18 protein-coding genes and 1 rRNA gene are annotated in these 25353 nt (G+C 65.4%); 6 read left to right on the plus strand and 13 right to left on the minus strand.

The features are described 5' to 3' along the window. Nucleotides 1–280 (minus strand): 16S ribosomal RNA (locus KVT32_RS16420); the annotation flags it as partial. Between the two features lie 891 nt (nucleotides 281–1171). On the opposite strand from KVT32_RS16420, the gene rng reads away from it, so the two are divergent. Continuing rightward, nucleotides 1172–2635, plus strand: coding sequence for a ribonuclease G (gene rng, locus KVT32_RS16425; protein WP_056320252.1), 1464 nt, complete (start codon nucleotides 1172–1174; stop codon nucleotides 2633–2635). A gap of 394 nt (nucleotides 2636–3029) precedes the next feature. Then, complete coding sequence (locus tag KVT32_RS16430) at nucleotides 3030–3731, plus strand: DUF3053 domain-containing protein (RefSeq protein ID WP_056320219.1); 702 nt, start codon at nucleotides 3030–3032, stop codon at nucleotides 3729–3731. A gap of 81 nt (nucleotides 3732–3812) precedes the next feature. Here KVT32_RS16430 and KVT32_RS16435 read toward each other — a convergent pair whose 3' ends face one another. From KVT32_RS16435 to msbA, 4 genes are all read right to left on the minus strand, one after another. Next, entirely contained in the window at nucleotides 3813–4568 is a 756-nt protein-coding gene (locus KVT32_RS16435; RefSeq protein WP_254636905.1) for a diguanylate cyclase, read from the minus strand. 130 nt (nucleotides 4569–4698) lie between these two features. Then, nucleotides 4699–4929: a hypothetical protein gene (locus tag KVT32_RS16440; RefSeq protein ID WP_062838401.1), complete on the minus strand. Its 231-nt coding sequence runs from the start codon at nucleotides 4927–4929 to the stop codon at nucleotides 4699–4701. Between the two features lie 134 nt (nucleotides 4930–5063). Next, a complete protein-coding gene (locus KVT32_RS16445; RefSeq protein WP_217618528.1) occupies nucleotides 5064–6869 on the minus strand; it encodes a monovalent cation:proton antiporter-2 (CPA2) family protein in 1806 nt (601 codons plus the stop codon). A gap of 170 nt (nucleotides 6870–7039) precedes the next feature. Further along, entirely contained in the window at nucleotides 7040–8815 is a 1776-nt protein-coding gene (gene msbA, locus KVT32_RS16450) for a lipid A export permease/ATP-binding protein MsbA (protein ID WP_056320209.1), read from the minus strand. Nucleotides 8816–8918: 103 nt separating this feature from the next. Between msbA and KVT32_RS16455 the strand changes: the two genes are divergently transcribed. Genes KVT32_RS16455 through KVT32_RS16465 form a run of 3 tightly spaced genes read left to right on the plus strand, consistent with a single transcriptional unit; the run spans nucleotide 8919 to nucleotide 10949 of the window. Continuing rightward, complete coding sequence (locus KVT32_RS16455; RefSeq protein WP_217618529.1) at nucleotides 8919–9890, plus strand: glycosyltransferase family 9 protein; 972 nt, start codon at nucleotides 8919–8921, stop codon at nucleotides 9888–9890. Nucleotides 9891–9906: 16 nt separating this feature from the next. Then, on the plus strand, nucleotides 9907–10671 hold the full coding sequence (locus KVT32_RS16460) for a YdcF family protein (protein WP_062838404.1): 765 nt from the start codon (nucleotides 9907–9909) through the stop codon (nucleotides 10669–10671). After that, nucleotides 10668–10949: a YkgJ family cysteine cluster protein gene (locus KVT32_RS16465; RefSeq protein ID WP_175156877.1), complete on the plus strand. Its 282-nt coding sequence runs from the start codon at nucleotides 10668–10670 to the stop codon at nucleotides 10947–10949. Before KVT32_RS16460 ends, KVT32_RS16465 begins: the two co-directional genes overlap by 4 nt. Nucleotides 10950–10973: 24 nt before the next feature. Here the strand turns inward: KVT32_RS16465 and KVT32_RS16470 are convergent, their stop codons facing one another. Genes KVT32_RS16470 through dnaE form a run of 7 tightly spaced genes read right to left on the minus strand, consistent with a single transcriptional unit; the run spans nucleotide 10974 to nucleotide 20156 of the window. After that, nucleotides 10974–12122 (minus strand): glycosyltransferase family 4 protein, encoded by a 1149-nt coding sequence (locus KVT32_RS16470; protein WP_217618530.1) that lies wholly within the window; start codon nucleotides 12120–12122, stop codon nucleotides 10974–10976. Then, a complete protein-coding gene (locus KVT32_RS16475; RefSeq protein ID WP_217618531.1) occupies nucleotides 12097–12822 on the minus strand; it encodes a polysaccharide deacetylase family protein in 726 nt (241 codons plus the stop codon). Before KVT32_RS16475 ends, KVT32_RS16470 begins: the two co-directional genes overlap by 26 nt. Nucleotides 12823–12840: 18 nt before the next feature. Further along, nucleotides 12841–13956, minus strand: coding sequence for a glycosyltransferase (locus KVT32_RS16480; protein ID WP_217618532.1), 1116 nt, complete (start codon nucleotides 13954–13956; stop codon nucleotides 12841–12843). Beyond that, entirely contained in the window at nucleotides 13953–14705 is a 753-nt protein-coding gene (locus tag KVT32_RS16485) for a glycosyltransferase family 2 protein (RefSeq protein WP_056320194.1), read from the minus strand. The genes KVT32_RS16480 and KVT32_RS16485 overlap by 4 nt, the downstream gene beginning before the upstream one ends. Next, nucleotides 14702–15550, minus strand: coding sequence for a polysaccharide deacetylase family protein (locus KVT32_RS16490; RefSeq protein ID WP_152383881.1), 849 nt, complete (start codon nucleotides 15548–15550; stop codon nucleotides 14702–14704). The genes KVT32_RS16485 and KVT32_RS16490 overlap by 4 nt, the downstream gene beginning before the upstream one ends. Next, nucleotides 15547–16662 carry a glycosyltransferase family 4 protein gene (locus KVT32_RS16495; protein WP_152385446.1) on the minus strand — a complete coding sequence of 372 codons (1116 nt, stop codon included), beginning with the start codon at nucleotides 16660–16662 and terminating at the stop codon, nucleotides 15547–15549. The genes KVT32_RS16490 and KVT32_RS16495 overlap by 4 nt, the downstream gene beginning before the upstream one ends. A gap of 2 nt (nucleotides 16663–16664) precedes the next feature. Further along, a complete protein-coding gene (gene dnaE / locus KVT32_RS16500) occupies nucleotides 16665–20156 on the minus strand; it encodes a DNA polymerase III subunit alpha (RefSeq protein ID WP_152383880.1) in 3492 nt (1163 codons plus the stop codon). A gap of 151 nt (nucleotides 20157–20307) precedes the next feature. On the opposite strand from dnaE, the gene lpxO reads away from it, so the two are divergent. Then, nucleotides 20308–21207: a lipid A hydroxylase LpxO gene (gene lpxO / locus KVT32_RS16505; protein WP_056320184.1), complete on the plus strand. Its 900-nt coding sequence runs from the start codon at nucleotides 20308–20310 to the stop codon at nucleotides 21205–21207. A gap of 81 nt (nucleotides 21208–21288) precedes the next feature. On the opposite strand, the gene hrpA is transcribed toward lpxO, so the two are convergent. Beyond that, a complete protein-coding gene (hrpA, locus tag KVT32_RS16510) occupies nucleotides 21289–25272 on the minus strand; it encodes an ATP-dependent RNA helicase HrpA (RefSeq protein WP_227741194.1) in 3984 nt (1327 codons plus the stop codon). Nucleotides 25273–25353: the final 81 nt, after the last annotated feature.

Genomic DNA, 25353 nt, shown 5'->3' on the forward strand with positions numbered 1-25353 from the left:
CGGATCGTCGCCTTGGTGAGCCGTTACCCCACCAACTAGCTAATCCGATATCGGCCGCTCTAATAGTGCAAGGTCTTGCGATCCCCTGCTTTCCCCCGTAGGGCGTATGCGGTATTAGCTACGCTTTCGCGTAGTTATCCCCCGCTACTAGGCACGTTCCGATACATTACTCACCCGTTCGCCACTCGCCACCAGACCGAAGTCCGTGCTGCCGTTCGACTTGCATGTGTAAGGCATCCCGCTAGCGTTCAATCTGAGCCAGGATCAAACTCTTCAGTTTAATCTCTGTATTTGTTTCGTATTCTTGGTCTGAATAAATTCAAACCAGGTCATACGTCGCTACTCAAAGGAAGTGAGGTATGTTCTTAAACTTGACGTCTAAGGCACTTCACTTCTAGTGAGCACTTGATTTCTTGTGCTTGCGATAAGGCCGAAACCTAATCGCTGCACTCGCATCAAGCGCCCACACTTATCGGTTGTTTAATTGTTAAAGAGCGGTACTGCTAAATTCTGTACTACTGGTTTCTGCCCTCAACTTCGGCTAACTTCGCTTTCGCGTCGTCGCTGTCGTTGCAGCAGAGAAACGAGATTATGAAGAAGCTTTTATCGCTTGTCAAGTCAGCTTCGCTTTTGCTTTACGCCGTTGCGTCACTTACTTGCGGCGACCGCTGCAGGTCTCGCCAGGACTTTCGTCCTGCCCTAGCAGCTATCGAAATGTCAGGGTAAACCCTAATTTTTCAGTAACTGCCAAGCTCAAAACTATAGCACAATTTTTGCAGATCTTGCAACTGGCTTCTGCCTGATTTGCGTCGATCCTTGCAATAACCGCTTGGCGTTCATTACTGAGTGCCGTTGCGGCAGGTGAGATTGGGTTGTCCCGTCACCTGTTGCACTTCCTTGGCTTCGCGTCTCAAAACTGTCTGAACTGCGAAGGAGCGAGACTATAGCACAGAATTTTGGACTGTCATGCCAGTGACGCAAATTTGTTGATGGAAAGGCAGTCAGGCTGGCGCCGACGCCCTCCTCCGTCGAAGGAGGCAAGGGCCGTCAGTGGCCGCGCCTATATATAGATAGCGGCAGCCCCTGCTTGTGGGACTAGTATGTACGTTTACTATTCGCCTGTACGCCGCATCTGATTGGAGACAGATACCTCATGCCCCCTGCGATCGCCCTGAGCGAAGACATCCTGATCAACGTCACCCCGTTTGAAACCCGCGTTGCGCTGGTGGAACAGGGGTCGGTTCAGGAATTGCACGTCGAACGTAGCATCCAACGGGGCCACGTCGGCAATATCTATCTGGGTCGGGTCGTGCGGGTGCTGCCCGGCATGCAGAGCGCGTTCATCGACATTGGGCTGGAGCGGGCGGCGTTCATTCATATTGCGGACCTGCGCGAGAATCGCACCGAGCGCAGCCAGGGTTTGACGCCGACGCCAATCGAAAAGCTGATATTTGAGGGACAGACCCTCATGGTGCAGGTCGTGAAGGATCCGCTCGGCACCAAGGGCGCGCGGCTGTCGACGCAGATCAGCATGGCCGGGCGGATGCTGGTGTATCTGCCACACGATCCGCACATCGGTATTTCGCAGAAGATCGATTCCGAGTCCGAACGCATCCAGTTGCGCGAACGTCTGCAAGCGCTGATGCCCTCGGACGAGAAAGGCGGGTTCATCGTGCGCACGCAGGCCGAGGGCGCCAACGACGCGGAGTTGACCGCCGACGTGGAATATCTGCGCAAGCTGTGGACGAGTGTCCAGGCGGCGGCCCGCACCCAGCCCGCCCCCGCGTTGTTGCACCAGGACCTGACGCTTGCCCAGCGCGTATTGCGCGACATGGTCGGCCCCGAGACCGGGTCGATCCTGGTGGATTCACGCACGACGACTGCCGCGATGCTGGAATGGGCGCGTGTGTACACGCCTTCGGTGGTTGACCGCATCAAGCATTACAGCGGCGAGCGCCCCCTGTTCGACACCGCCAACGTGGATGACGAGATTGCGCGCGCGCTGTCGCGCCGGGTCGACCTGAAGTCGGGCGGCTATCTGATCATTGACCAGACGGAGGCGTTGACCACGGTGGACGTCAATACCGGCGGGTTTGTGGGAGGCCGCAATTTCGACGACACGATCTTCAAGACGAACCTTGAGGCGGCACAGGCAATTGCGCGGCAGCTGCGGCTGCGCAACCTGGGGGGAATCGTGATCCTGGACTTCATTGACATGGAGGAACAGGAACATCGCGACACCGTGCTGGCGGAGCTGAAGAAGGCGTTGTCGCGCGATCGGACTCGCATGACCGTCAATGGATTCACGCAACTGGGGCTGGTGGAAATGACGCGCAAGCGCACGCGCGATTCGCTGGCGCACCAGCTTTGCGAGCCCTGCCCCATGTGCGAGTCGCGCGGCAATGTGCGTACGCCGCGCACGGTCTGTTATGAAATCCTGCGCGAGATTCTGCGCGAGGCACGGCAATTCAATCCCAAGGAATTTCGCATTCTTGCCTCGCAGGAAGTGGTGGACCTTTTTCTGGAAGAGGAAAGCCAGCATTTGGCGATGCTGGGCGACTTTGTGGGCAAGCGCGTGTCGCTGGAAGTGGAAGCGGCGTATTCGCAGGAGAAGTACGACATCATCCTCGTTTGACGGCATAAGAAGAATGCCTAGTCATCGGACCGACGGAAGAGCCGCGCCTGCAAGCGCGGCTTTTTTCATTGGGGCGCGGCAGGATGGGGGCCATCGGGAGGCCGAAATGGCGATATGCCTGCGCGCCCATTGATGCGCGCGTTTAAGCCGTGAACCGCGCTGGCGGCCGCTCTTCGCCAAGTCCGCATTCAGCGCGCGTGCGAGAGCAAGGACCCATACCCGAATCGCGAACAGGCTTCAACTCGATATGTGTGGATTTTGTGACTTAACAATTCGTTTGAAATGATTTCTGAAACGGATGGCGACAAGTAAGGGTTATCGATAAGCTGCGGGCGCTTTGCCGGGTCGGTTACCGCCCCGGCGCTTTTCCCTTAGTCATTCGGAGGTCATTGCAATGAAGTCCCTATTCCGTCCGTTCCTGGTTCTGGTCGCGGCCCTGCCGCTGATGCTGGCAGCCTGCGGCGACAAGGAGCCCGAGCAGCGCGCGGCGTTCACGCAGTTCCTGCAGACGCGCATCGTGGACAAGCCGGGCGTGCGTGTGCCGAAGCTGACGGAGGAAGAAAAGAAGTCCTTCGGCGACTACGCGGCCCACTACGCCATCATCACCGACTTCAATGCCGGCATGGATGCGTCGGTCAAGCCGCTGTCGGGGATCCTGCAGAAAGGTCAGGTGCGCTCGGTGAACGATATCGTCACGCGCCGCGAGGACCTGAAGTCCGTGCGTGCCGGTCTGAACGACATGAACGCGGCGCTGAAGGAGCATCGCGCCAAGGCCGACGCGGCTCACGCCCAGCTCAAGCAGCCTGAGGACCTGAAGGCCGTGTACGACAAGGCCTACGAGAAGACCATCACCCTGCCGGCCGACACCTTTGGCGACGTGCTGCCGCAGATCAACGCCACCTACGACGTCACCCTGAAGATCGCCGACTACGTGGAAGCGAACAAGTCGAAGATCGAGATCTCGGGCAACAGCGTGACGGTGACCGATCCTGCCGTGCAAGCCGAGCTGAACAAGCTGCTGCAAGAGATGAACGCACAGGCCAAGAATGTGCAGCAGGCACAGACGCGCCTGCAGGCCGTGATCATGGGCCGTTAAGCACCGCTCAAGCACACTGCGCCACGCATCACCCCGCCGTCACCGAAAGGTGCGGCGGGGTTTTTCTTGCCATGTCGATAATCAGGCTGGCGCCGACGCGACGCGATTGCGGCCCGCGGCCTTGGCCTGGTAAACGGCCGCATCGGCGGCTTCCACAAGGGCGGCCGAAACGTCGTCGCCTAGCGGCACGACCGTGGCCACGCCGACGCTGACGGTGACGATACCGCCTTCGTTGTCTTCATGCGGAATGGCCAGGTCCTCGACCGCACGCCGGATACTTTCGGCGATGACCAGCGCCTGTTCGCGGCGCGTGTCGGGCAGCAGCACCACGAACTCTTCGCCGCCGTATCGGGCTGCCAGATCGCGAGGCCGGCGAGCCTTGTTCTGAAGCGCAAGCGCCAGCATCTTGAGCAGCGCGTCGCCTTCCTGGTGGCCATAGCGGTCGTTGTAAAGCTTGAAGCGGTCGGCATCCAGGAACAGCAGCGACAGCGGCGCGCGATCGCGACGCGCGGCCGCCCATTCCCGATCGAGTACCTCGTCAAAGGTGCGCCGGTTGGCGATACCGGTGAGTCCGTCCGTCTGGGCCTGACGCGCCAATTGCGCCTCGAACGCCTGCCGCCAGCGCATCTCGCGACGAAAGAGGAGGATCTGCGCCATCACCGATGCAAAGAGCGCCAAGGTCACGGGCACGATCAGGGCGGCGCGGCGCACCCAGGGTTCGAGCAGATCGTCGACGGCCAACGCCACGTCGATCACCAGCGGCGTGCGCTCGATGGCGTCGAACGCATAGAGACGATTGACGCCCTCGGGCGACAGCACGCCGACAAATGCGCGCAAGGCATCGCCGCCCTGGACAGCAAAGTCAGGGGCGGCGATCAGCGCAAGTGACGGGAATTTTTGCCCGGGAAGATGCCCGGGCACGCGCGGAAAGACAGCAGCCGGGCGCGGCGCGCCCGAGGCGGGGCTTTCAGGACAGCGCGGCGGCTGCGATGCGGAACGGGAAGGCCTTGGCCCCGCGTGCCTTGTCGGTCTCGCGGTGGGCGTTGATGGCCCAGGCGGGCCCTGCCCCGCCGGCCTGCGCCATCAATTGGCGGGTAAGCACGCCAGAGAATCCGCAACGAAGCGTCATGGCCTGACGCCGGGCAAGCTCGATTCCGATGGCGTGCGACGTAGTCGAATTACGGTCCGTTTGCAGCATGGCAGCCCCCTGGCAAAAGCGCTTCCTGAGTGAAGCGTCATTGCGGATTAATCTACCCTAGCTGTTTGATTTTGCGCGTGAAATGATGCGTAAAGTAATGCAAAGATCCGGAAATGCACGCCGAAAAATAGCCGTCAGGCGGATGGACTGGGCGCCGCGTCGCCGGTTTCGCGGTCCGGCCGGTCATTGATGCCATCCGGTTGGCCCGTCATATTTCCGTAAAGCAGCGACCGGCCGGCGAACAGCCCGCCTGCCACCTCGAGTTCGAAGCGTTCGGTGTCGCGTTGCCGTACGTCCTGAATGACCTCCTCGGCCTCGTCGGGCGGCACGCCGATGGCGCGCAACGCCGCTTCGCCGAAGACCAGCGCCGATTCCAGGGTTTCGCGGACCTGGAAATCCACCCCTTCGCGGGCCAGCGCCAGCGAATGGATGCGGTCATAGGCCCGCACCACGACGCGCACCAGCGGGAATTCGGACTTGATGAGATGCACCATGTGGGTGGCGGCGCGCGGGTCGTCGATGCACACCAGGATGGCGCAGGCGTTTTCGGCGCCGGCCGAACGCAGCATGTCGGCGCGCGTACCGTCCCCGTAATACACCTTCACGCCCCACTTTGCCGCGGCGCGGATCGCGTCGGTGTCGGTGTCCAGGATCGAGACCTTTACCCCGCGTGCCAGCATTGCCTGCGTCACGATCTGGCCGAAACGGCCAAAACCCACGATCAGCGCGCAGCCGTCCAGGTCGCGAGCCACGTCCACGCCATCCATGGACGGCTTGGGTTTGGGCAGGAGCCAGCGCAAGGCCAGGACGCATAGCGGGGTGAGCGCCATGGAAATGATGACGACCGCGGTCAGCACCGCGCCCGTATGCGCGTCGAAGATGCCTTTGTCGGCGGCTGCGCTGTACAGCACGAAGGCAAACTCGCCGCCTTGCGCCAGCAACGCGCAACGGGTGATGGCTTCGGCATGGGTGGCGCGCAGCAGGCGCGCCACGATGTAGACGCCCACGGATTTGACTGCCATGAAAGCGACGACGCCCGCCAGGATGAGCGGCCATTCCCGCGCCACGGCCAGGAGGTCCAGCGACATGCCCACGCCCAGGAAGAACAGGCCGAGCAGGATGCCGCGAAAGGGCTCGATATCGGCTTCGAGCTGATGGCGGAATGTGGATTCGGACAGCAGGACACCAGCCAGGAACGCGCCCATGGCCATGGACAGGCCGCCCAGTTCCATCAGCAACGCGGCGCCCAGCACGACGAGCAATGCAGCCGCGGTCATCACTTCGCGGGCATGCGCCGCGGCCAGAAGACGGAACAGTGGATTGAGCAGCCACCGGCCCGCGGCCAGCAGCGCCAGAATGCAGCCGAGCGCAATGGCGGCCTGCCACCACGGATTGGCTTCGCTGCCGCTGCTTGCGGGAGCCAGCAAGGCGGCCAGCGCCAGCAGCGGGACGATCGCCAGGTCTTCGAGAAGAAGGATGGAGACGATGCGTTGGCCCTGCGCGGTGGTGGTCTCGTCGCGCTCGGCCAGGATCTGCATCACGATGGCCGTGGATGAAAGCACGAAACCCATCGCCGCCATGAAGGCCGCGGCGCCTGACAGGCCGGCCAGCAACCCGACGCCGGTAAGCAGCGCACCGCAAACCAGCACCTGCGCGACGCCCAGCCCGAAGATTTCGCCGCGCAGCTTCCAGAGGCGCGACGGCTGCATCTCCAGCCCGATGATGAAAAGAAACATCACCACGCCCAGTTCCGCGACGTGCAGGATGGATTTGGGATCGGTGAAAAACCCGATGCCGAACGGGCCTATTGCCAGGCCGGCCGCCAGATAGCCCAGGACCGAACCCAGTCCGAGACGCTTGAACAAGGGGACGGCAATCACCGCTGCGCCAAGCAGAACGACGACGTTGAGGACTTGATTGCCTTCGGAAGGCAGGGCCATGGAGCGCTCCTGGTTGGCATGGCGGGCCGAAGCGCCTGGGACGCCGCCCAGCCCGCTATGCGCAGGCTGGGGCCATTTTCCGGCAAACCGCGGGATTGGCAAACAGGAACTTCGGCAATGAAAAGCCGCCCCGAGGGGCGGCTGCTGGGGAAAGACGTGTACGGTTTGGCTCAGTCTTCCCGGAACTGCATCTTGTAGAGGGATGCGTACAGGCCGTCGGCCGCCAGCAGTTCCGCGTGCGGACCCTGTTCGACGATCTTGCCGGCGTCCAGGACGATGATGCGGTCGGCGTTCTGGACGGTGGACAGGCGGTGCGCGATGACCAGCGTGGTGCGCCCCTTCATCAGGCGTTCCAGCGAGGCCTGCACCTGGCGTTCGGATTCGTTATCGAGCGCCGACGTCGCTTCGTCCAGGATCAGGATGGGCGCGTTCTTGATGAGCGCGCGCGCGATGGCCAGACGCTGGCGCTGGCCGCCGGACAGGCGGGCGGCGTTCTCGCCCACGGGCGTGTTGATGCCTTGCGGCAGGCCTTCGACGAAGTCGAGCAGGTTGGCGGCGGCCAGCGCATCGCGCACCTTTTGCTCGCTGGACTTGCCCAATGCGCCGTAGCCGACGTTGGCGGCGATCGTGTCGTCGAACAGCACGACGTCCTGGCTGACCAGCGACAGGTGCGAGCGCAGGCTGCGCAGCGTGAGTTCATCGATGGGCACGTCGTCCACGAGGATCTGGCCGCTGTCGGCCAGCACGAAGCGGGGCAGCATGTTGACCAGCGTGGTCTTGCCGCTGCCCGAGCGGCCCACGAGGGCGACGGTCTGACCGGGTTCGACCACGAAGGAAATGTCATTGACCGTGTCGCGGTCGGCGTCGGGGAAGCGATGCGACACGCTGCGGAACTCGACCTTGCCGCGCACGGGCTCGGGCAGTTCCTTGGTGCCGGTGTCGTTTTCCGGGATCTGGTCGATCAGGGTGAACACGCTTTCGGCCGAGACCAGCATCTTTTGCAGGCGGGCGGCCACGTTGGTCAGGCGCTTGATGGGGTCGAAGATCTGGGCCAGCGCGGCCATGAACGACGCGAAGCTGCCCACGGTGAGCGAGCCGCTGTTGGCCTGGCTGAGCGCCACGGCGATGACCGCGCCCACGGAAATCGAGATGCAGACCTGGGTCAAGGGCGTCAGCGCCGCATCGGCCGTGGCCGTGCGCATGGCAAAGCGGCGCAGGCGCCGGCTGACGAAATCGAAGCGGCCGCGTTCGACCTCGTAGCCGTCGAACAGCTTGATGACGCGCTGGCCGTCGATGCCTTCGCCGACCACGCGGGTCAGCTCGGCGTTCATGTTGACGGTTTCGCGGTTGATGCGGCGCAGGCGCTTGATGAAAAAGCGCGAGATCAGGACCGAGACCGGCAGCATGACCAGGATGATCAGCGTCAGCACCCACGACATGTAGAGCAGCACGCAGATCAGCGCGATGACCACCAGGGTTTCGCGCACCAGCACGGTGATGACGTCGGTGGCGTAGCCGGTGACGTTGCCGGCGTCGATGGTGAAGCGGTTCAGGAGGCGCCCGGTGTCGCCGCGCTTGAAGTCGGCGTCCGGCAGGCCAAGGAGGCGCTCGAACATGTCGCGCCGCATGCCCAGCAGCACGTTGTTGGCCACCCAGGCCAGCAGGTAGTCGCTGAAGAAGTTGCAGATGCCGCGCACCAGGATCAGGCCCACGACCGCCAGCGGCAGTGCCCACACGTAATACGGCTTGGCGCCGGAGAAGCCGCCGTCCAGGAGGGGCTTCATGATGACCGCCAGCACGGGCTGCGTGGCTGCGGCGCCTGCCATCAGGAGGACGGCCGCCAGCAAGCCCTTCCAGTAGGAACCGACCCGGCTGTAGATCCGGGTCCAGAGTTCGGATTTGACGGGCTGGGAGCCCGCTGGCGCATTCCGTGCGGCAGAATTCAAAGGGATCACTCGCTTTTCATACAATTGTGCCCAGGATTGTACCGGCTGCGCGTCTGCGCGCCGTCCCCGCCCCTTAGCCCTATCCGCGCCCGTGCGCCCTTCCATGTCCGATATCAGTTGCCTGTATGTCCGCCTGCCCAACTGGGTGGGCGATGTCTGCATGAGCCTGCCCAGCCTGCGCGCCCTGGCGGCAAGCGGCCTGCCCCTCGTCATCTGCGCCCGCCCCTGGGCCCGCGACCTGCTCGATGGCGTGGACAAACTGGATTTCGTCCCCATGCGCGGCAAGGTGGGACCGGACCGGGCGGCGGTCAGCGCGCACCGGCGGGGGCTGGGCGCGCAAGGCCGCCGCGCCCGGGGCCTGCTGCTGCCGGATTCCCTGTCCAGCGCGCTGGTGTTCCGGCTGGCCGGCGTGCCGTCGGCGGGGTACCGCGACGACGGCCGCAGCTTTCTGCTGCGCTGGCCGTTCGCCAAACCCGACCAGCCGATGCACGCCGTCGAATCCTGGCATCACCTGACCCGCGAGGCCCTGATCCGCTGGAATCTGCCCTGCGGTCCCGCCCAGCCCGGTCCGACGCTGGACCTGCCGCTGACGGCGGCGCATGAACGCGCGGCGGGCGAGGCTCTAGCTCAGGCCGGCCTGCAAGACCGGCCCTTCGTGCTGATTGCGCCCACCGCCACGGGCCTGCACAAGGGCAGGATCAAGGTGTGGCCGGGATTCGATACACTGACGCGCGCCTTGCAGGCCCGCGGCCATACCGTGGTAATGTGCCCCCCTCCGGCCGAAACCGACGAAGCCCGGCGCAATGCGCCGACCGCTCAGTTGCTGCCCCCGCTGGGATTGGGCGCCTTTGCGGCGCTGACCGCCCGGGCCGCGCTGGTGATTTGTAACGACTCCGGCGTGTCGCACGTGGCGGCGGCGGCGTCGGCGCGGCAGCTGACGCTGTTTGGCGTGACACAGCCGCAACGCACCGGCCCGTGGTCGCCGCGCGCGGTGTGCCTGGGCAGCGACCAGGCCTGGCCCTCGCAGGAAGAAGCAACACAGCAGGCCGAGCGCCTGCTGGATGGTACGCAGTAATCAGGACAGTCTCGAAATGACCTTTTCCAGCTATCTCACGAATCTGATCATTCCCTTGAATTTGTGCATCACCCTGGTGGTCCTTGGCCTGGTGCTGGGACTGTTCCGGCTTCGCAAGACGGGCCTCACGCTCGTCGCGGCAGGCTTGCTCTGGGCGCTGGCCTGGTCGTTGCCGGCGACGTCGCTGTGGGCGGGCGGCGCGCTGGAAAACCGCTATCCGCACAAGCCCGCCGCCGAGATGCCGACGGCCGACGCGATCGTGGTGCTGGGCGGCAATACCGCCAACGGCCGGGCCAATTGGTTCCTGCCCTATGACAAGGACACGGCGATCGTGCGCGTGGACGCCGCCGCCCAGCTGTATCTGGCCGGCCGCGCGCCCAAGGTGCTGCTGTCGGGCGGCGCGCTGGAAGGCGATGTCAGCGAAGCGCGCGGCATGGCGCATGCGATCCGCCAGCAGGGCGTTCCGGAGTCGGCCCTGATCCTGGAAAACGCCAGCCGCACCACCTATGAAAACGCCACACTCACCGAAGACCAGCTCAAGGCGCGCGGCATCGGCAAGGTGCTGCTGGTCACGTCCGCCTTGCACATGCCCCGCGCCATGGCGGCCTTTTCCAAGCAGGGCGTGGAAGTGATTGCCGCCCCCGCGCCGCCGCAGATCGTGGAGCCGGCCGACGGGTCGCTGTCGTTGTGGCTGCCCGATGAACGCACGTTCGACGCCAGCCGTTCGATCGTGAAGGAATACGCGGGTCTCTTTGTGTACTGGTTGCGCGGATGGGTATGAGCCTGACCGGCGCGGCGCCAGCGTGCCGTTCGGGATGCGGCGCCTGCTGCATCGCGCCGTCGATCACGCGGCCCATTCCGGGGATGCCGCAGGGCAAGCCCGCGGGCGTGCCCTGTGTTCAGTTGCTGCCGGACATGCGGTGCGCGATCTTTGGTGATCCTTCCCGCCCGGACTTCTGCGGTGGGCTGCAGCCCCAGCACGAGATGTGCGGTTCCGACCGCGAACACGCCATCCGCTGGCTGACCGACCTGGAAAGGGCAACCGCGCCCTGCCATTGAAAACGGGGCTCGACGCCCCGTTTTTCAATGGCGCTCCAGCAGCACCTGTTCGTAGAGGGCCTCGTAGCGCGAGGCCACGGTTTCCCAGCTTTGGTCGCGGGCGATTTCCAGGCCGCGTGACGTCAGCGCCGCGCGCAGCTGCGGATCCGAACCGAGGCTTTCCAGCGCCTGCGCCAATTGGGCGCCATCGCGCGGGTCCTGCAGGATGAGCGCATCCGTTCCCGCCGTGAGGTATTGCGCAAAGCCGCAATAGACCGGCGAACTGACGATGACCGGCAGGCCGTGCGACATGGCTTCCAGCGGCGCCATGCCGTAGCTGTCGTTCAGGGTCGGGTGCGTGTAGATGTCGGCCGCATTGAAATACTGGGCGACGTCCGGGGTGGGCTCGACTAGCGTGACGCGGCGGGCGACGTCTCCGGCGGCGCGTACGCGCTCGCGCGTGGGCTCGTCGGCGCCGACCACCAGCAGCCGGTAACGCGGAGGCAAGAGCGCCAGCGCATCCAGCAAGGCGGGCAGGCCCTTGCGCAGCGGATTGCGCGCCACCAGCAGACAGCCGATCGTGTCCGCGTCCCAGCCGAGCCGCGCGCGCGTGGCCTGGCGGCCCCCGTTACGGTCGGGCGCGGGCAGCTTGACGCCCGGGGCGATGATGTCGACCGCGAGTTCTTCGCCGTAGCTGCGGTGCAGCTGGTCCATGATGAGGCCCGATACCGCCACCACGCGGCGCTGGGGCGTCTTGCGCACACGCAGCTTTTCCAGCATCAGGTAGGTAGCCAGCCGCGGGCTGAGCCAGGCCGTCAGGCGCTGCAGCGGCGTGACCCGGGTGATGCGGTTATAGCGGACCGGCGTCACGTGCATGACCTGGATTTCGCCCGCCCAGCCGTTCATGTGCGAATGGACGATGTCGAAGCGGCCGCGGGTGAGGCGGTCGGCGCGCCAGGCGAAATACAGCACCCGCGTCCAGCTGGGCAGCCAGCCGGGAAAACGCACGGGCAGGTATTCGAATGGCAGGTCGCTGTCGAAATCGCGGGCGACCACGGAGATGTCGTGGCGCTTGCCGAGGACACGCATCAACTCGACGCCATAGGCCTCGGCCCCCCCGAAACGGTTGCCGAAGCGATCAACCAACAGCGCGATGCGAAGCCGGCGTTCAGGAGCGCCGGCGGCTGTCTTCATACCGGGTGAGGCACTTCTGGAGGAATCGGACGATGTTGGTCGAGCGCGCCACGGTAACGCGCGGCAATCCGAAGGGATCGTCGGACGCCGCCGCCAGGCCGCGCTTGGTGAGCGTGGCGTTCTCGTAACCGGCCTCGCGCGCCATGGCCTGATGCTCGGGGCCATGGTCGCCATACGGATAACAGAACGCGGTGACGGGCGCGCCCAGCGCCTCTTCGAGCTCGTCCTTGGACTGGACGATCTGGCGCCGCGCTTCTTCGGCAGGCAGCTCGGGCAGGTGGACGTGATCCAGCGTGTGCGAGCCGACCTCGTTGCCGGCCTGCGCCCATTCCCGCATTTCCTGGACGGTCATCAGCGGCGCAAACGGGATCCCCTTTTCGAGGTCCCACACGTTGCCGCCGTCGAACTGCCGGGCCACGAAATAGTTGGTGGCGGTGAATCCCAGTTCGCTCAGTACCGGCATCGCGTTGTGATGCACATTGCGGAAACCGTCGTCGAACGTGATGCCGAAGACCTTTCCCTGGCGCTCGCCGCGGACGTAAGGCATGACGTCGCGCATGGACAATCCGCGATAGCCCAGCCGGCGCATCCAGCGCATCTGGCGGGCAAAGCTATCGGGATGTACCGTCAGTCCGCGAAACGGCGTGCCCTTGGGGTTGGGCTCGCCGATCTGGTGATACATAAGGATTGGAATAGACATAGCTCGACATTATATGGCTCAGCGTCCCGCGAGCGTGCGTTGGTATACATCCACCGTGGCAGCTGCGAAACGCTCCAGGTTGAAGTCGCGCAAACTGGTCTCGCGCGCTTTGTGGCCCATCAGACGCACCGCCTCCGGGTTGTCCAGCATGAATCGCAATTTGGCGGTCATGGCCGGGATGTCGCGCGCGGGCACGATCCAGCCATCCACGCCGTCTGTGACGTTTTCGGGCAGACCGCCCGCGTCACTGACAAGCGCCGGCAGTCCCAGTGCCATGATCTCGCGGCAGGCAAAGGACAACGCCTCGCGGTACGACAGCACGAATCCCGCGTGGCAGGACGCCAGCGCCGCGCGCACGTCATCGAGCAGCCCGGGAAACTTCACCTGATCGATCATGCCAAGCTCGCGCACACGCGCCAGCTTGGCCTCGGAGGGCGGATCGCCCGCCACCATCAGCAAGATGCGTGCCTTGTCGGCCGGCGGCAGGGCGGCCGCGGCTGCCACCAGGTCCAGCCAGCCCTTGTCGTAATCGGTGCCGCCCGCGCTGCCCAGCAGCAGCTTGCCTTGCCAGTCCGGGCCAAAGAAGAGTTCGCGCAGCTTGTCCAGGCTTTCGGGCGGCGGCGGGGCGAAGAAATTCGTATCGATGCCGTGCCGGATGGTCGTGATGGGGCGTTTGCGGTACGGGGACTGCTCCATCATGCCGCGGATGTAGTCGCTGACGGCGATGCCGTGATCGGTGGCCAGCGCCACCCGCAGCTTGTGCCCGAAGCTGGTCAGCGGGTGATCGTTGTGCTTGGTGAACACGATGCGCGGCCGGCGCCGCATGCCCAGCGTGGCCAGCATGACCTGCTTGTGATCGGCCGAGCCGTTGGCGTGGATGATGTCGAACTGGCCGTCGGCAATCAGGCGATGCAGCCTGGCGCGGTCCTTGAACCAGGACGAGGGGCGCGTCGTGTAGCGCATGTCCACCACGTTCACGCCGGGGATGGCCTTGGCGTAGCGGTACAGCCGGCTGGTCTCCGGCACCGCCACCGTGATCTCGTGGTCGCGGGCGAGCGCCTTGGCCAGGTTGATGATGTAGGTGACGTGCCCCCCGCCGTTGCCCGCGTGGAAGTTCGTGTAGAGGATCTTCACTTTTTGTTTTCTGCCAGGAACATCAGCTTCGAGTAACGGAAGAAGCTGCCCGCCGCCGCCGTCACGGCCAGCACGAGCCCGTGGCGGCCGTCCAGGAAGCCGCGGCGGATCAGGTAGATGCGCACGAAGGTCCAGAAGCCGTGGCCCAGCGCACCGAAGACCGACGTGCGCTTGCCCTTGGCGTACATCATGGCGGCCGCGTCGGACGAATACCGGTTGACCTTGTTGATCAGCGCGTCCAGGTTGTCGTACGGATAGTGGTTGAAATAGCCGCGCAACTGCAGGGGACGGCCATTGGCGGGCACCACGCGTTCGTGCACGGCGGCATCGGTGAAGCGCGCCGTGCCGCGCTTGAAAAGCCGCAGCACGTAGTCGGGCCACCAGCCGCTATGGCGGATGTCGCGGCCGCAGAAGTTGGACAGGCGCGCGATTTCGTAGGCGTCGGCCTTGGGCGCGCGCAGCACGTCCTGGATTTCCTGCGCCAGCTCGGGCGTGACGCGCTCGTCCGCATCGATCGACAGGACCCAATCGCCCGTCGCCAGATCCAGCGCGCGGTTCTTTTGCGGACCGAAGCCGGGCCAGTCAGGGGTGACTTCGACCCGCGCGCCCAACGCCCGCGCCAATTCCACGGTGCCGTCAGTGCTGCCCGAATCCACAACGATGAACTCGTCCGCAAACGACACGGACTTCAGGCAGGCGGCAATGTTGGCCGCTTCGTTCTTGGTGATGATGATGACTGATAACTTCATCCGCGATTCCTAAGACGCTTTTTCCAGGCCTTCCAGGCGTGATAGCGCGGGCCCCAGAAGGGGTCGCGCGACAGCCAGATCCGGCGGTTCAGCCAGGACCCGCCCTGATTGCGCACCGCGAAGCGGTAGATATGAGCGGGATCCGTGCCGGGGAGGTTCTGGCCGAAAGGGTCGGTAGTGTACAAGTGCCGGAAACCGGCCTGCCCGGCGGCGGCCACGTAATCGGCATCGAAATAGCCCTGCGGCCAGCAGAGGTGGTCGCTCACGCCGCCCAGCCTGCGGATCAGGGTTTCACGCGAATCCTCTAGATCCTGCGCGATGTGCTCGCGCTTGGCGTTCGTATCCGCGCCGCAGACCTTGTCCCAGCGGGTGTGCGTGTGGGTGTGGGAATGGAATTCGAAGGTGCCGGCAGCCTGCATGGCCTCGATCTCGCTCCAGCGCAGCATCGCCTCGTCGGCGCGGCCCGACGCCACGAGTTCCTTGCAGGCGTGGTGGTCGGGCGTGGGCGGCAGCGGGCCGCCCTGCCCCGCATGGGGCCGCACGGGGCCGTCGCCGATCCAGCCGGTGATGGTGAACAACACCGCGCGCATGCCATGACGGGCGAGGACGGGATGCGCGTGCACCCAGTTGTTCAGGTAGCCGTCGTCGAACGTGATCAGCACGGCGCGTTCGGGTACGGAGGCGCCGGCCAGATAAGCGGCAAACTGGGCCGTGGTGAGCGACTGGTAGCCGGCGCGCGCCAGGCGCGAGATCTGTGCCTCGAAGACGTCCGGCGTCGCGGCAATCATGCCGCCGGCCGGCGTGACGTGGTGGTACATCAGCACCGGCACATTGGGCGCATTCATGGGCGGCGCTCCGCCGGGCGGCGTTCCGCCAGCCAGCGCAGGTAGATGGCTTCCGTGGTTTCCGCCAGGCGCGCGGGCGAAAACACGCCCTCTTCCCAGACCATCTTGCGGCCGGCCTCGCCCATCGCACGGCGCAGGGCCGGCTCGTCGATCAGGCGCGCCAGCGCGGCGGTCAATGCGGCCGGGTCCTTGGGCGGGACCAGAAAGCCCGTCACGCCGTCGCGGAACATTTCGGACACGCCGCCCACGTTCGTGCCGATGACGGGCAGGCCGCTGGCCTGCGCTTCGACAAACACCGTGCCGGACGCTTCCTGCTGCGTGGCCAAGGCAAAGAGATCGAATCCCGCCAGCAGATTGGGCACATCGCGCCGCGTGCCCATCAGATGGATGCGGTCCTGCAGTCCGCGCTCGGCCACATACGCCTGGGTCTGCTCGAAGACCGGCGATCCGGCGCCGACGAACACCAGGTGCAGCTTCGGGCGCGTGGCCATCAGCGGCGCGATGGCGTCGATCAGGTCCTTGTGGCCCTTGGTGGCGCGCATGACGGCCACGCAGCCCACCACGACGTCGTCGTCGGCCAGGCCAAGTTCTCCGCGCAGGGTGGAGCGCTCGACCGGCGCGGGCAGCACGATGGGCGAATACACCGTCGCGATCTTTTCGGGCGGGACGCCGCGGGTGATGAGGTACTTGCGCACGTGGTCGCTGACGGCCGTGACGCGATGCGGCAGGACGGTGTACGACCACATCGACCCGACCGGATTGGACAGGTGGCGGGTGCGCACGATGAGCGGCGTGCCGGCCATGCGCCCGGCCAGGGCCGCGATGACCGTGTCGCGCCGGCTGTGGGTATTGAGCACGTCAAAGCGCCCGGCCTTCAGGATCTTGCGGACCGCGGCCACACCCTTCAGGTAGTTCACCGGCCCGGCCATGTCCACGGCGTGCACCGTGAAACCGGCATCGCGCAGCCGTTCCGTCAGCTGCGCGCGCGGCTGGCAGATCGCCTCGAGGTGATGCCCACGCGCACGCATGGCGTGCATTTCCTTGAAGATACGTCCTTCCTGTCCGCCGAAACTGGTGGCGGCTTCCGAATGCACAATACGCAGGCTGGGCATCATTAGTAGGTGACCTCCACGCCATCAGGCTTGGTCCAGTCGTTCAGGTTGGCCAGCAGCGTGTCGGCCATGCGCACGCGCCATTCCTCCCCGAGCCGGACCGTGCACAGGAAATTGTTCTTTGTGTAGACGATATCGACCGGCACCCCCGGAATGCCATTCTCGGGTTCGGCGCGGAAGGGATTGAGCATCTGACGCAGGCGGGCCGCGTCGGCAGTGCCGTTGAGCTTGACGCGCAGGGACTTGGCGCGCGCCTCGCGCGCCAGCTGCAGGTCATATAGCTGTTCGGCGACGATGCGCATGCCGCCGGAGTAGTCGTCGTTGCTGACCTTGCCCTGCACGATGACGAGCTGGTCTTCGCGCAGCCGGTTGCGGTGCTTCTCGTAAAGTTCGTTGAAGACCGAGATCTCGACCTGCGCCGTGCCGTCGTCCAGCACGGCAAACACCATCTTGCCGCGGCGGGTCATCATGACGCGCACGCTGGCCAGCACGCCGCACATCCATTGCAGGTCGCGCTGGGGCTCCACACGCGCAAGCTGCATCGGCACGATGCGGCGCACTTCGTCGCGCCACGCATCGAACAGGTGGCCGCTGTAGTAATAGCCCAGCGCGGACTTTTCTTCGGTCAGCTTCTTGTGCAGATCCCAGGGCGCGACCTTGGCCAGTTCGCCAGCGACCACGTCGCCGCTGTCGTCGCCAAAAAGCGAGGCCTGGTTGGCGCTGCGCGCGGCCTGCTCGGCCGCTTCCATGGCGGTGGGCACCGAAGCCAGCATGGCGGCGCGGTTGGGCTCGATGGTGTCGAACGCGCCCGCCTTGATCAGCGCTTCGATGGTGCGGCGGTTGACGGCCTGCTTGCTGACGCGGCGGCAGAAGTCGAACAGGTTCAGGAACGGGCCGCCTTCCTTGCGCGCGCGCAGGATGTCTTCGACCGCGCCCTGCCCCGTGCCCTTGACGGCGCCCAGGCCGTAACGCATCGTGCGCGGCGGCTTGCCTTTTTCGGTGTGCTTGTCGGCGACGGGCTCGAACCGGTAGCCCGAGTGGTTGACGTCGGGCGGCAGCACCTCGACGCCGTTGTCCTGGGCGTCGCGGCAGAAGATCTGGACCTTGTCGGTGTCGTCCATGTCGGAGGACATGGTGGCGGCCAGGAACTCGGTCGGGTGGTAGGCCTTCAGCCAGGCGGTTTGGTAGGAGATCAGCGCGTACGCGGCCGAGTGCGACTTGTTGAAGCCGTAGCCGGCGAACTTCTCCATCAGGTCGAACAGCTTGACCGCCAGGTCGGGATCGTGGCCCTTTTCCTTGGCGCCCTGTTCGAAGAGCTCGCGGTGCTTGGCCATTTCCTCGGGCTTTTTCTTGCCCATGGCCCGGCGCAGCAGGTCGGCGCCGCCCAGCGAGTAGCCCCCGATGATCTGCGAGATCAGCATCACCTGTTCCTGGTAGACGATGACCCCGTAGGTGCTCTTCAGGGTGGCTTCCAGGTCCGGGTGGAAATAATCGACGGCCGCGCGCCCGTGCTTGCGGTTCACGAAGTCGTCCACCATGCCCGATTCCAGCGGCCCTGGACGATACAGGGCCAGCATGGCGATGATGTCTTCGAACGTATTGGGCCGCAGCTTCTTGAGCAGCTCTTTCATGCCGCGCGATTCAAGCTGGAACACCGCGGTGGTGTTGGCGTCGCACAGGATCTTGTAGGCCGCCGGATCGTCCAGGGCCAGCGCCATGACGTCGAAGTCGCGCTTTTCGGCGTTGAACTGGCGCACGTAGCGCACGGCCCAGTCCAGAATCGTCAGGTTGCGCAGCCCCAGGAAGTCGAACTTCACCAGGCCCGCGGCCTCCACGTCGTCCTTGTCGAACTGCGAGACCGCGCTGTTCTCCTGCCCCGGCTGGCAGTACAGCGGGCAGAAGTCGGTGAGCTTGCCGGGCGCAATCAGCACCCCGCCCGCGTGCATGCCGATGTTGCGGGTCAGGCCTTCGAGCGGCTTGGCCAGGTCGACCAGCGAGCGGACTTCTTCTTCCTGCTCGTAGCGGTCCTTGAAGGCGGGCTCGTCCTTGAGCGTGCGCTCCAGCGTCCAGGGATCCATCGGGTTGAACGGGATCAGCTTGGACAGGCCATCGCAGAACATGTAGGGCATGTCCAGCACGCGGCCCGCGTCGCGCACCACGGCCTTTGCGCCCAGCGTGCCGAAGGTCGCGATCTGGCTGACGGCGGCGCGGCCGTATTTTTCCTTGACGTAGTCGATAACCCGTTCGCGGTTGTCCTGGCAGAAGTCGATATCGAAGTCGGGCATGGAGACCCGCTCGGGATTCAGGAAGCGCTCGAACAGCAGGTCATAGCGGATGGGATCGAGGTCGGTGATGCCCAGCGCGTAGGCCACCAGCGAACCGGCGCCCGAGCCCCGGCCCGGTCCAACCGGCACGCCGTTGTTCTTACCCCAGTTGATGAAGTCCTGCACGATCAGGAAGTAGCCGGGAAAGCCCATCTGGATGATGGTCTTGCACTCCCAGCGCAGCCGCTCGTAATACTGCTCGCGCTTGGACTCGCGCTCGGCTTCGTCCGGGAACAGGAACTCCATGCGCTTTTCCAGGCCCTGCTCGGAGAGCTGGACCAGGTAATCGTCGAGCGTCACGCCGTCCGGCGTGGGGAAATTGGGCAGGCGCGGCTTGCCCAGCACCAGGCTCAGGTTGCAGCGCTTGGCGATTTCGACCGTATTGGCCAGCGCCGACGGCACGTCGGCGAACCGGCGCGCCATTTCCTCGGAGCTGAGCAGGTACTGCTCTTTGGAGAACCGGCGCACGCGGCGCGGGTTGGCCAGGATCTCGCCTTCGGCGATGCAGACACGGGCCTCATGGGCCTGGAATTCGAATTCATCCAGGAACTGCACGGGATGGGTGGCGACCACCGGCAGGCCGGCTTCGGCGGCCAGCCGCATGGCGGCCTGGCAGTAGCCTTCGTCGCCGTCCATGCCGGCGCGCTGCAATTCGATGTAGTAGCTGCCGGGGAACATCAGCGCCCACTGGCGGGCCAAGGCCAGCGCCGAGACGGCATTGCCGGCCTCCAGCGCCTGCCCGACGTCGCCGGCCCGTCCGCCGGACAAGGCGATGAGACCGGCCTGCCCTTGCAGCCATTCGCGGCGGATTTCCGCGCGGCCCTTGCCCTGGTTCGTCAGGAAGGCCTTGGACAGCAGTTCGCAGAGATTCAGGTAGCCCTGGTGGTTGCGCACCAGCAACAGCAGGCGAAATGGCTTGGCGGGATCTTCGTCGTTGGAGATCCAGACATCGCAGCCGGCAATGGGCTTGACCCCCGCGCCGCGCGCGCCCTTGTAGAACTTGATCAGTCCGAACAGGTTCGACAGATCGGTCAGGGCGACGGCGGGCTGGCCCAGCTTGGCCACACGCTTGATGAGGTCGGGAATACGCACCGTGCCGTCGACGACCGAAAACTCGGAGTGGACGCGCAGGTGAACAAATGGGGTCGGGGTCGTTACGGCTTCGGACATGGCGGAATTGTACCCAGCGGCCGACCTCCAGAGGGCAATCCTTTGAATCAGAATCCGGCAGGCCGCGCGCCCTGCTGGCTGATTGGCGTCGCCCGCTTGTGGGACAATACCGCCCATACCGCACCACCCCGTTGCACGACGAGATCTACCTATGAAATGGTTAATACCCGGGATCTGGCTTGCCGCCATCCTGTTCGCGCACTTCCGCGGCCGCGTCAAGCTGCCGCTGGGCCGGCAGTTGCTGGACCACTCGGTGCTGCTGGCGCCGATCAACGCGTTCATGGTCCTGACGTCGCGGGTGCCCACCACCCCCTACCTGACCACCAGCGAAATCGCCGAACTGAAGGTGCTGGACGACAACTGGGAAACGATCCGCGAGGAAGCCATGCAGATGGCCGAGCTTCGCCGGATCAAGGCGGCCGACACCCATAACGACATCGGCTTTAACTCATTCTTCAAGTACGGCTGGAAGCGCTTCTACCTGAAGTGGTACGACGCCCGCCACCCGTCGGCCGAAGAACTTTGCCCCAAAACTGTCGCCATCCTGAAAGGCCTGCCCAAGGTCAAGGCCGCCATGTTTGCCGAACTGCCCCCGGGCGGCCAACTGAATCCGCACCGCGACCCGTTCGCCGGGTCGCTGCGCTATCACCTGGGCCTGGCCACGCCCAACGACGATGGCTGCCACATCATCGTGGACGGCGAACACTACAGCTGGCGCGATGGCGAAAGCGTGGTGTTCGACGAAACCTACGTGCACGAGGCCTACAACAAGACGGACCAGAACCGGATCATCCTGTTCTGCGACGTCGAACGCCCGCTGAAGTGGCGCTGGGCCGAGGCCTTCAACCGCTGGTTCGGCCGCAAGGTCATGTCCGCGGCCAGCTCGCCCAACGACGGCGGCGACCAGACCGGCGCCATCAACAAGCTGACCCACGCGCACTGGGTGATCGACCAGAAGCGCAAGGCGTTCAAGAAGTGGAACCGCACGGCGTACAAAGCCACGAAGTACGGGCTGATCGCTTTGGTGGTCGTCGGGTTTCTGGCGCTGTAACAACGCACGTGCACCGGTGTCTGACACCCGGACGGGCCCCTGGCAGGCGGGGCGCCGGCTCCAGGGTGTCAGACACCCAGCCTAGCGCTGCAGGGACTCCCAGCTTTTCATCAGGCGTTTCACCGACACGGGCATCGGCGTGCGCAGCTCTTGCGCAAAAAGCGCCACGCGCAATTCCTCGAGCAGCCAGCGGAACTCGTCCAGCCGGGGATCGGGCGCGCCCTTGAGCGCCGCCCGCGCCCGCTGGTACTGCGTGACCAGCGGCGCCATTTCCGCCACCAGCTTTGCATCCCGCGCCGGATCGGCGCGCAGCTTGTCGATGCGCGCCACCGCCGCCTTCAGGTATCGCGGAAAGTGCGACAACTGCGCGTACGGGGTGTCGCGGATGAACCATTTGGGCATCAGCGCGCCAAGCTGCTGCTGCAGGTCTGCGTAGGCCGCCGCATGCGGCTTGGCTTGCGGCAGCTTGCGCTGCAGCGCCGCGTATTCCGTCAGGACCGCACCCGCCAGCCGCGCGACTTCCTGGGCCAAGAGGCCCAGCCGGCCCTTGCCCTCGGCGCGGCGCGCTTCAAATTGCTGTTCGTTCACCGGCCACGGTTCGGCCAGGCAGGCCTGCCCCAGCGCGCAGTCGATGATCTGGTCGCGCAGTTCTTCCTGCGTGCCCAGCGTCATGTACAGCATGCTGATCTTGGTGAGATCGGTCAGGTTCTTTTCCAGGAACTTGACCTGTTCGCGCAGGCCCAGCCGGAAGAGCTTGAGCAGACCCGCGCGATGGTGCTTGCGCGCCTCGTCCGGATCGTCGAAGACATCCAGGTCGCAATGCGCGCCGCGGTCCACCAGCGCCGGATAGCCGATGACGGACTGGCCCCGGCGCTTGATCTCCATGATCTCGGGCAAGGGGCCGAACGACCAGGAAGTCAGGTTTTCGTGCGCCAGCGCCTGCGCGACCTGAGTGTCGCTGGCCGCCAGCTGCTGGAAGGTGGCCTGGGCCTGCTTGCCGAACTCGGCCCGCAGTTGCGCCAGGTTGCGTCCGGCGGCCAGCATGCGGCCGTGCTCGTCCACGACGCGGAAGTTCATGAACAGATGCGCGGGCAAGGTCTCGAGCTTGAAGTCGCCCACGGCCGGACGCACCTGCACCTGATCCCACATGTCGGCGATGATCGCGTCCACCAGCCCCTGCTGCGGATCGGCCTGGCGGTCGAACCAGCGGTCGTAGAAGCCGGCGGCGTAGTCGGGCAGCGGCACGCAATGGCGGCGCAGCTTCTGCGGCAACGACTTGAGCAGCAGGTGCACCTTTTCCTTCAGCATCCCGGGCACCAGCCACTCGCAGCGCGCGGGATCGATCTGGTTCAGCGCGAAAAGCGGCACCGACAGCGTGACGCCGTCTCGCGGCGAGCCGGGTTCGAAGTGGTAGTCCAGCGCCATCGACACGCCCTGCCACTCCACCTTCTTGGGGAAGACATCGGTCGTGACGCCGGCGGCCTCGTGGCGCATCAGCTCGTCGCGCGTCAGCATCAGCTTGGCGGCGGCCGCCTTGTCCAGGCCGCTTACCCACTTTTCCAGCGACGCGGTCTGCGAAATGTCGGCGGGCAGTTGCCGGTCGTAAAACGCGTAGATGAGTTCGTCGTCGACCAGGATGTCCGGCCGGCGAGTCTGGTGTTCCAGCTTTTCGATGCCCGCGATGAGCTTGCGGTTGTGCGCGACGAACGGCAGGCGCGTGTCGATTTCGCCCGGCACCAGCGCCTGGCGGATGAAGAGTTCGCGCGCATGCGTGGGGTTCACGCGGCCGTAGTGAATGCGCCGGCCGGTGTAAATGGCCAGGCCATACAGCGTGGCGCGCTCGTTGGCCACCACCTGCCCGGCCTTCTTTTCCCAGCGCGGGTCGGACCAGTTCTTGCGGATCAGGTGCGCGCCGACCTTCTCCAGCCATACCGGGTCGATGCGCGCCACGCAGCGCGCATACAGGCGGGTGGTCTCGACCAGTTCGGCCGCCATGATCCAGCGGCCGGCCTTCTTGGCCAGGCGCGAACCCGGATGGATGTGGAAGCGGATATCGCGCGCGCCCAGGTAGCTGCCGCCCTCATCGCTCTTGAACCCGATGTTGCCCAGCAGGCCGGACAGGAGCGCCATGTGCAGCTGTTCATACGTGGCTTCGGACTGGTTGACGCGCCAGCCCTGCTCGCCCACCAGCGCCGCAAGCTGCGTGTGCACGTCGTGCCATTCGCGCAGGCGGATCGGCGACAGGAAGTTCTGACGCAAGAGGCTCACCAGCTTGCGCTGCGAGGCCTTGTGCTGCACCTGCTCGCCATACCAGCGCCACAGCTTCAGGAACGAGACGAACTCGGACTTGTCGTCGCCGAACTTGGCGTGCGCGGCCTCGGCGGCCTCGCGCTCCTGCATGGGGCGGTCGCGCGGATCCTGCACGGACAGCGCCGAGGCGATGATCAGCATTTCGGCCAGGCACTGGTGTTCGCGCGCGGCCAGGATCATCCGGCCGATGCGCGGGTCGACCGGCAGCTTGGCCAGCTCGACGCCGGTGCGGGTCAGGACGAACGAGGCGCCCGTGCGGCCCGCATCCGTGTCGGGGTCGGACGCCAACGCCAGCTCGATGGCGCCCAGTTCCTGCAACAGGTGGTAGCCGTCGGCCACCGCCCGTCCCGGCGGCGCCTCGACGAACGGAAACTGCTCGATGTCGTCAAGCTTGAGCGACTTCATCCGCAGGATCACCGAGGCCAGCGACGAACGCAGCACTTCGGGATCGGTGAAGGCGGCCCGGTTGTTGAAGTCCAGCTCGTCGTAGAGCCGGATGCAGACGCCCGGCCCCACCCGGCCGCATCGGCCGGCGCGCTGGTTGGCGGAGGCGCGGCTGATGGGCTCGATGCGCAGCTGCTCGACCTTGTTGCGCCACGAATAGCGCTTGATGCGGGCAAGCCCGCTGTCGACCACGAAACGGATGCCGGGCACGGTCAGCGAGGTTTCGGCCACGTTGGTGGCCAGCACGATGCGCCGCGCGTTGCCGCGCGGGCGGAAGATCTGTTCCTGCTCGGCCTGCGACAGCCGCGCAAAGAGCGGCAGGACTTCCGTGCCAGCAGGATGGCGCTTGCGCAGCGCTTCGGCCGATTCGCGGATTTCGCGTTCGCCGGGCAGGAACACCAGCACGTCGCCAGGGCCATGCCGCGCGCATTCGTCGACGGCATCGACGATGGCGTCGATCAGGTCGCGCTCTTCGTCGCCCGACATGCGCTCGCGATCGCGGCCGGCCTTGTTGGGCGCGGGCGCGTCGTCGGCGGCGGCGGCGGGCTCTTCGCGCACGGGCCGGTAGCGCACTTCGACGGGATACAGGCGGCCGGAGACTTCGATGACCGGCGCGGGCTTGTCTTCCGAGGCGGCAAAGTGCTTGGCAAAGCGCTCGGCATCGATGGTGGCCGAGGTGATGATGAGCTTGAGGTCCGGGCGCCGCGGCAAAAGCTGCTTCAGGTAGCCCAGCAGAAAATCGATGTTCAGGCTGCGCTCGTGCGCCTCGTCGATGATGATCGTGTCGTAGCGGCGCAGGAGCGGATCGCGCTGCGATTCGGCCAGCAGGATGCCGTCCGTCATCAGCTTGATGGACGCGTTGGGACCGGTGCGGTCGTTGAACCGAACCTGGTAGCCGACAACTTCGCCCATGGGCGTGTTCAGTTCTTCGGCGATGCGCTTGGCCACCGACGTCGCCGCCAGGCGGCGCGGCTGCGTGTGGCCGATCATCTTCTGGCGGCCGCGGCCCAGTTCCAGGCAGATCTTGGGCAGCTGGGTGGTCTTGCCCGAGCCGGTCTCGCCGCTGACGATGACGACCTGATGACCGGCGATGGCGCGCGCGATCTCCTGCCGCCGCGCGCTGACGGGCAGGTCTTCGGGATAGGTGACGGCCGGAATGGGCCGTTCGGGACGAGGTGCGGCCAAGCGGCCTTCGGGCCGGGCCCGGGCGGGTTCCCGGGTGTCTTTCCGGGATTGTTCCCCGGGCTTTTCCGCGTCGCTGGCGCGCGGCGCCGGTTGCTTCGCCGCCCGCGGGCTGGAGGATTCAGGCATGTAGGATTTATCCGATTAGCCCGCCATTATAAATTTCTGGCGGACTTCGCGCGCGCGCCCCCTGCCCGGCCCGCCTCGGCT

Origin of the sequence: Achromobacter sp. GbtcB20 (genome assembly GCF_019091095.1) — a bacterium.
Taxonomy (GTDB): domain Bacteria; phylum Pseudomonadota; class Gammaproteobacteria; order Burkholderiales; family Burkholderiaceae_B; genus Achromobacter; species Achromobacter mucicolens.